This is a genomic window from Bacillus sp. C30, assembly GCF_040838255.1.
Classification (GTDB): domain Bacteria; phylum Bacillota; class Bacilli; order Bacillales; family Bacillaceae_G; genus Bacillus_A; species Bacillus_A mycoides.
This window is the reverse complement of sequence record NZ_JBFPJH010000205.1, coordinates 1-5,989: the sequence shown is the minus strand read 5'-3', so window position 1 is coordinate 5,989 and position 5,989 is coordinate 1. Positions and strand designations below refer to the sequence as shown.

4 protein-coding genes and 4 pseudogenes are annotated in these 5,989 nt (G+C 32.6%); 3 read left to right on the top strand and 5 right to left on the bottom strand.

Annotated features, from left to right (window positions below; translation table 11 throughout):
• Nucleotides 1-117: 117 nt before the first annotated feature.
• Both AB3X49_RS16375 and AB3X49_RS16370 read left to right on the top strand, forming a co-directional pair.
• Nucleotides 118-597 (top strand): annotated as a pseudogene (locus AB3X49_RS16375) (transposase); the annotation flags it as partial.
• Nucleotides 598-920: 323 nt separating this feature from the next.
• Nucleotides 921-1,196 carry a hypothetical protein gene (locus tag AB3X49_RS16370; protein ID WP_367963377.1) on the top strand — a complete coding sequence of 92 codons (276 nt, stop codon included), beginning with the start codon at nt 921-923 and terminating at the stop codon, nt 1,194-1,196.
• A 16-nt stretch (nt 1,197-1,212) separates the two neighbouring features.
• On the opposite strand, the pseudogene AB3X49_RS16365 reads toward AB3X49_RS16370, so the two are convergent.
• The 5 genes and pseudogenes from AB3X49_RS16365 to AB3X49_RS16345 all read right to left on the bottom strand — a co-directional run.
• Nucleotides 1,213-1,404 (bottom strand): annotated as a pseudogene (locus tag AB3X49_RS16365) (DUF2642 domain-containing protein); the annotation flags it as partial.
• A 928-nt stretch (nt 1,405-2,332) separates the two neighbouring features.
• Nucleotides 2,333-2,562, bottom strand: a pseudogene (locus AB3X49_RS16360) (hypothetical protein).
• 279 nt (nt 2,563-2,841) lie between these two features.
• Nucleotides 2,842-3,006 carry a BC1881 family protein gene (locus tag AB3X49_RS16355; protein ID WP_367963375.1) on the bottom strand — a complete coding sequence of 55 codons (165 nt, stop codon included), beginning with the start codon at nt 3,004-3,006 and terminating at the stop codon, nt 2,842-2,844.
• Nucleotides 3,007-3,551: 545 nt separating this feature from the next.
• Nucleotides 3,552-4,013, bottom strand: a complete 462-nt coding sequence (locus tag AB3X49_RS16350; RefSeq protein ID WP_367963373.1) for a CarD family transcriptional regulator — start codon at nt 4,011-4,013, stop codon at nt 3,552-3,554.
• Between the two features lie 216 nt (nt 4,014-4,229).
• A pseudogene (locus AB3X49_RS16345) lies at nt 4,230-5,138 on the bottom strand (acyl-ACP desaturase).
• Between the two features lie 465 nt (nt 5,139-5,603).
• Here AB3X49_RS16345 and AB3X49_RS16340 point away from each other — a divergent pair.
• Nucleotides 5,604-5,903: a hypothetical protein gene (locus AB3X49_RS16340; RefSeq protein ID WP_367963379.1), complete on the top strand. Its 300-nt coding sequence runs from the start codon at nt 5,604-5,606 to the stop codon at nt 5,901-5,903.
• The last annotated feature ends 86 nt before the right edge of the window (nt 5,904-5,989 follow it).

The following is a 5,989-nucleotide window of genomic DNA, read 5'->3' as shown; positions in this document are numbered from 1 at the left end:
GTATAATTGTGTATCATAGGAATCATCCTTTTTACATAGATTATACCCTAGATTTCAGACAGGTTCTTAGACCAAATGGATCAACGGGGTAGCTATTATATCTCTCGTTTAAAGTTAAACACGAATGTATATGTGACAAACACTCCATGGGAGTGGGTTCCTATGGAACAAGTTCATGAACTGTATTCTTTACGCTGGCAGATAGAAATTGTATTCAAGACGTGGAAATCCCTTTTTGAAATCGAGAAATGTCGGGATGTCAAAAAGGAACGATTAGAGTGCCAACTATATGGAAAGCTAATCGCTATTTTCTTATGTTCTTCTACCATGTTTAAAATGCGTCAACTTTTGTTACAAAAGAAGCAAAAAGAATTGAGTGAGTATAAAGCAATTGGAATGATCCAAGATCACCTATTTCTTCTCTATCAATCCATACAGAAAAACACCCAAGAGATAACAAAGCTTCTAATTCGTCTGTTCCACCTTCTACAACAAAACGGACGGAAATCTCATCGATATGAGAAGAAGACTGTCTTTGATATCATGGGTGTTGTCTATGAGTATAATGGATTGAAAAAACAAAAGAAAGCTGCATAATTTAAAAAATGAAACCCGTTAGGGTTTATTTGATATGCGTATTTTTAAGAGTATACTCCTATTTTAGGAAGGTTTTAATCTGATGAGACGAAAACTCAGTTTGTTTTCACTCTTAAGTTGATGGGCATGGGGTCACCATATCAAAAAAAGAAAATTGTACGTTTAGACATAATTTAGACACATTTTATCCGGTTCCCTGTACGTTAAGGAATTAGTTTGTATATTTGAGGAGATGTACGAGACAGATGTGAATTTAGGGGAATCCAATATTTTCTATTCAAATATGATAGAATGGAAATATATACAAAACGGAGGAAAAACAAATGAGCTCAAACACAAAACAGTTTATTAATGATATCCAGCAAAGAAAGCACAATTATATAGAAAATGTATTAATAGCAATACAACACCCTAAAAAAGAGCAATCTGAACAGGTCATTCAAAATATAGTAGAGAAGATGGATATGATGATTGGCCTAGTTACTACTTACATGAGGATTGAATCCGGATCAATGGAAGAATTAAAAGAACTTCAGAAAGAAATTATCCATGCTCAAGCATATATCCAAAAACGAAAATTTGAAGAAACACAGAGATAAAACCCTGTGTTTTTATTTGGTTTGGCATAATCCATACAATTTGTTGAATGCGTACAATATACGGTACCGTATATTCAATGAGCAAATGATCTGGTTTCACATCCTTTAACTTTCTTCTTACATTACCTCTTACAGTTTCAATGACCACATGTTTACCAATTGCTGATTGTAATGTCTGATATACGTAGGAATTAGGTACACTTACCATATTTTGTTCACTGAAGTCATTTCCCGTTGCCAAAACCTTATAAAACTATATAAAGTTTGTTTGCTTCCCTATTCTCCGTGTCCGATTTTGCCGAAGCTACTTTCGTTTGGCATAACACTCCAAGGGCGTAAATTCGGATACAACGAATCCTGCATAGTTGAGCTATCGTGTAAAGTGATCATTCTCAACTTTTCTTTTATTGGCTTGGTTTTCGCCTATCAGGTTTCGAGCCTACACACTATCATGGTTCTACCCAATGCCGGTATCACTTACGCAATACCCTAGATTCACTGTAGGTAACTGTATTGTACCCAAATCACGAAACAAATGGAACGGGTTCACCTCCTTTTATAATTTATTTGTAATTTTTTATAGTTTTTTATAATGGTGCGCTAACTGTACGTGGCTCTCCAAATAACTCATTCTATAAGACTCCTTTCTAACTTACATTCTTTCTCTTAATATATGATATAAATCTTATAAATATGCTAGAAGGATAATTCATTATATGAAAGAAAATAACATTTTGATAAGATACGTTTTCTATTCCTAAATGGCTTAGTCACAGGGTTGCTGTCATAGACCGCAAAGTATAAACCGATAAAATTTTTAAAAGTGCACCGTATACTTTTGAAAAAGATTTATGGTAATCATTTTGGTGATTATTTTTGGCAAGATTGCATGCCATTGATATTAAGCACCTTAATTAAGATTCAAAGAGTTACAAAAATTATGTTTTTTGGTAACCTATTCACTTATTTTATATGATTTGATAAGTTTACTTTGCGGTTTACAGCACGAACCCTGTGACTAAGCCTAAATTGCTAAAAAATTATTTATATAAGGTTACTTTTACTAGTTAATAGGTGATAATATAGGTATACTTTGAATGTACATCCAGGTTGTTCCTTTCAAGATATGTATCATTTTAAATACGCGCTTTGTTAGAATACTGCTCATACTTTTTTTGAGATTCTTTAATAATACGTGCGTTAAGTAAAATTGCTAACAACAAAAACACTCCATATTTTCCCCCTGTAGCTCCTATGATAATCACACTACTATAAACAAGTACAATTAATAGGAGAAACGAAACTAAATACGGTCATAGTTCTTTGACATCTTCTTGTATTTTATGCGTTCTTTCCTTGCATCCATCTAAATTCCTCCTTTAAATTATCCATTTCACTATCAAATAAATCTCGCCCTTAAAAAGGAAACAATATATCGTTTTAAATAATTAGTTTGTTTTTTTATCAACTAATTTATATAACGTAAAAAGAAATCCTACCAATATTAAGCTTTCCACCATGATAATCCCTACCCTCTCCTTCCTTTTACCCTCAACACATCAGATAAAAGTTATGTATATCCCATATTAGCTGCAGCAAACAAAAAGGATCTTCCCTTCTCGTAAAGGCTGATCCTTTTCTTCGTTCATTCAACTATTTTTAGCGATTCTTGATTAATTAGAATAACAGCTGGTCCATCTACACGAATTCCACCAACTTCGATTTTTTCATAAGGCTCAACCGTAATAGAAATGATCCCTTCCCGCTTCTTTAATTCATTACTTAATTCTTTTGTTAACATTTTTTTCATGTGTGCACTCCTTCTTACTGCTTAATTTACTATTGTATGTAAATGAAATTTAAAATGGTTTCCTGGTCTGGAAACCATTTTTTGTAGTTGACCATATGGTGTTACCAGTTCGTTTATCAATTTTACGTAAAGAAGATAAACAATTACTATTCACTGTCTCAGTAGATGTAAGAAACTCTTAAAGATAGCGGTGAGATTGATTGTTTTTTCTTCTAGAAATAATGACTTAGATAGTATATTACCTAAAACAATGAAAGCCCTACCTCTCTTTCATCCTTACGGATCCTTGTCCGTGCCAGTGTGAATTAGGATTGCAAAAATCAAGTGACTATTTAATCGAGTTATTTGATGAAACTTCGAACGTTCGTAAAAGAAATTTAAAAATAAAAATGGATTAGATTGAAGTAATAACAAAAGAGGTTCCTACTCTAAAAGTGAGTTGAAGAAGTTGAATGTCTTTGAAATGATTTACTTTTAATAATAATCATATTACCGGAAAATTCAGGATATTTTCGGGGGAGGTAATACATTATCTATAATGAACCTTAACAGAAACTTTTTATTTGATTTTCAGTGATCCCTTTAATTAATCCTAGTTCACTAATCAAAAAATCATGTGCGTTATCCAACATTTTTTTTTCGCTTGTATTCAGTGCCTTTTCTTTCTTCATACGCATTAAATCCCGTACAACTTCAGCACCTTCTTGTATTTCACCCGTTTTTATTTTGTCCGTGTTCACTTTATACCTTTGTTTCCACGACAGTAATTTATCTGATTCTCCATGCTGAAAAATGTATATAATGTTTTTTAATGCAAGTATATCAGTAACTGGGCGTATACTCGAACTTAATATTTTTCCCATAGGAATCATGACTTTCATATTACTGATTGACATTTTTATAACAAAATACTGTTGTTTTTTCCCTGAGAATTCTTTTTCTTCTATGGCTTCAATTATACCTGCTCCGTGCATTGGATAAACAATGTTATCGCCAATTTGAAACATATAATCCACCTCCATATATGGTAACCTTCTCAACCTTAACATATATGTGATTTTTTATCAAATATTTTATAATATCATAAATTTATTTTTGGTGTCAACTACTTTTTCTTTAAAAATCAAATTAAATAAAAACAGCACCAAAACAATAGGGAGCGTGTCCGATTTCCAATAAAGGGAAGGGGAATTTCCCCGCGTATATTCTGAAACCTCTACTCATTAACGTAGATCAGTTTTCCCTTGAAAACGACCAAATCGATCCCGTATTTTTTTCAATCTTGTGTGGTACTCCAAAATCTCAATTCTTGCTTTTTCAGCTAGAGGTGCAATTGGTCGTAAGTCTTTTAACCCCCAATAATCAACCACTACATCAAGTACTTGATCAAAATATTGTAGTGGGCCATAGTTAGCTTCTTTTGCAATCACAGCCATTCGATTTTCAAAATCAGGCATGACAGCACCTGGAATTTTAAAATTCATAATCACATTGGCAATATGATAGCAATAATTAGGTTCCAATTCCAAATGTGTTCGAATGACGTCTCCATAAAATGCATAATGAAGAGTTTCATCTTTTGCAAGACGGCGTAATAATGTAGCAAGATCTGGATCATGCTTACTTGCAACCTTAGCTACATTATTGTAAAACACCATCGTTGCAAGTTCTTGTAGCGTCGTATACGTCATTGCTTCGATGGGTGTGTGAAAATCGGGCTCAAATCCCCCCTCAACGACTGACTTTATTAATTCATGTAATCGTTTGGGATTCACACTTCGAGTGAGTAGTAAATATGTCTCCAATAAATTCGAATGTTGATCCTCTTCTGAAGTCCAAGCATGAATAAAGTCTGTAATAACAGAAAGGGACCCTTTAAAAGTCGCAGATTAATACGTTGTAAACCATGGTAAATTCACTTCTGTTAATAAAGCTGTTTCAATGGCCGTAATTACACCAGAAGGAAGAGTAACTTGACTTTCATCCCAAGGAACTCTTTTAAAGTCCATTCCCTTATCCCATGGTAAAAACTCATGATAACCCCAGTCTATCTTCTGCGCTCTTATTTTATGTTGTTCATACAGTTCTTTTAAACGTGGTTCTAATCGGAAATCTAAATCATTTGTTATCATCTATAAGTGCCCCCTTTTCTTATCATATAAATAGTCATTCTATTTTTACTCTTAAAATTTTCTACAAATAAATATTACGTTCCTTTTTTAAAGTCAAACATAATAAATTTGTAACAAAATTCTTTAAGAGCGCTATGTTTTTATATGATTTTTTCATATAAAAAGCGATACTGAGGATAACATTCATGGATGAAGATAGTCGTCATGTTGTAAATCTTGTTGAGTGTAAAAAGGTGCATGCCTATAAAGAATCGTTTTATAATAAAGATTGATAGTATTTTATACACACTATCAACTTATTTAGACGTAAGATCCAATATATTAGATTAAGCGCTTGAAAAACAAATACAGTTGATGAGATAGCCTTAAACGACAATTCCCAACAAGAACAATGTACATTGACTATGATAATTTAGACCGAATTTTGTGAAACAGTATACAACACAAAGGGAAGAGGCGATAAACATGCAGTCAACGGGAGCGCATATGAAGGAAAAACAACGTAGAGAAAAAATAGAAATAATATTCAGTCACACGGTAAAAGGAGAGAGTTATTTTCACGGTTCTTCTTATAAATGGAAAAACATTGTATATCAAAATTATAATAGAATACAACAAAAAGAGTTGGAAATTGAACAAATCATTTGGGAAATGGAAAAAGAAGGGGTTCGTTTTGCGCAGCATCGTTCACTCATACACTATCCCGTCATTGATTTTGTAAAATATATAGCTAAGATTTATAAGGAGCCCCTCGAAATACAATAATCATATTTTCGAAGATTTTTAACTAAAACCCCAAAAAATCATTGTAATATTCTTTTTATTCACAATACTATTCATTTTTGTTATAC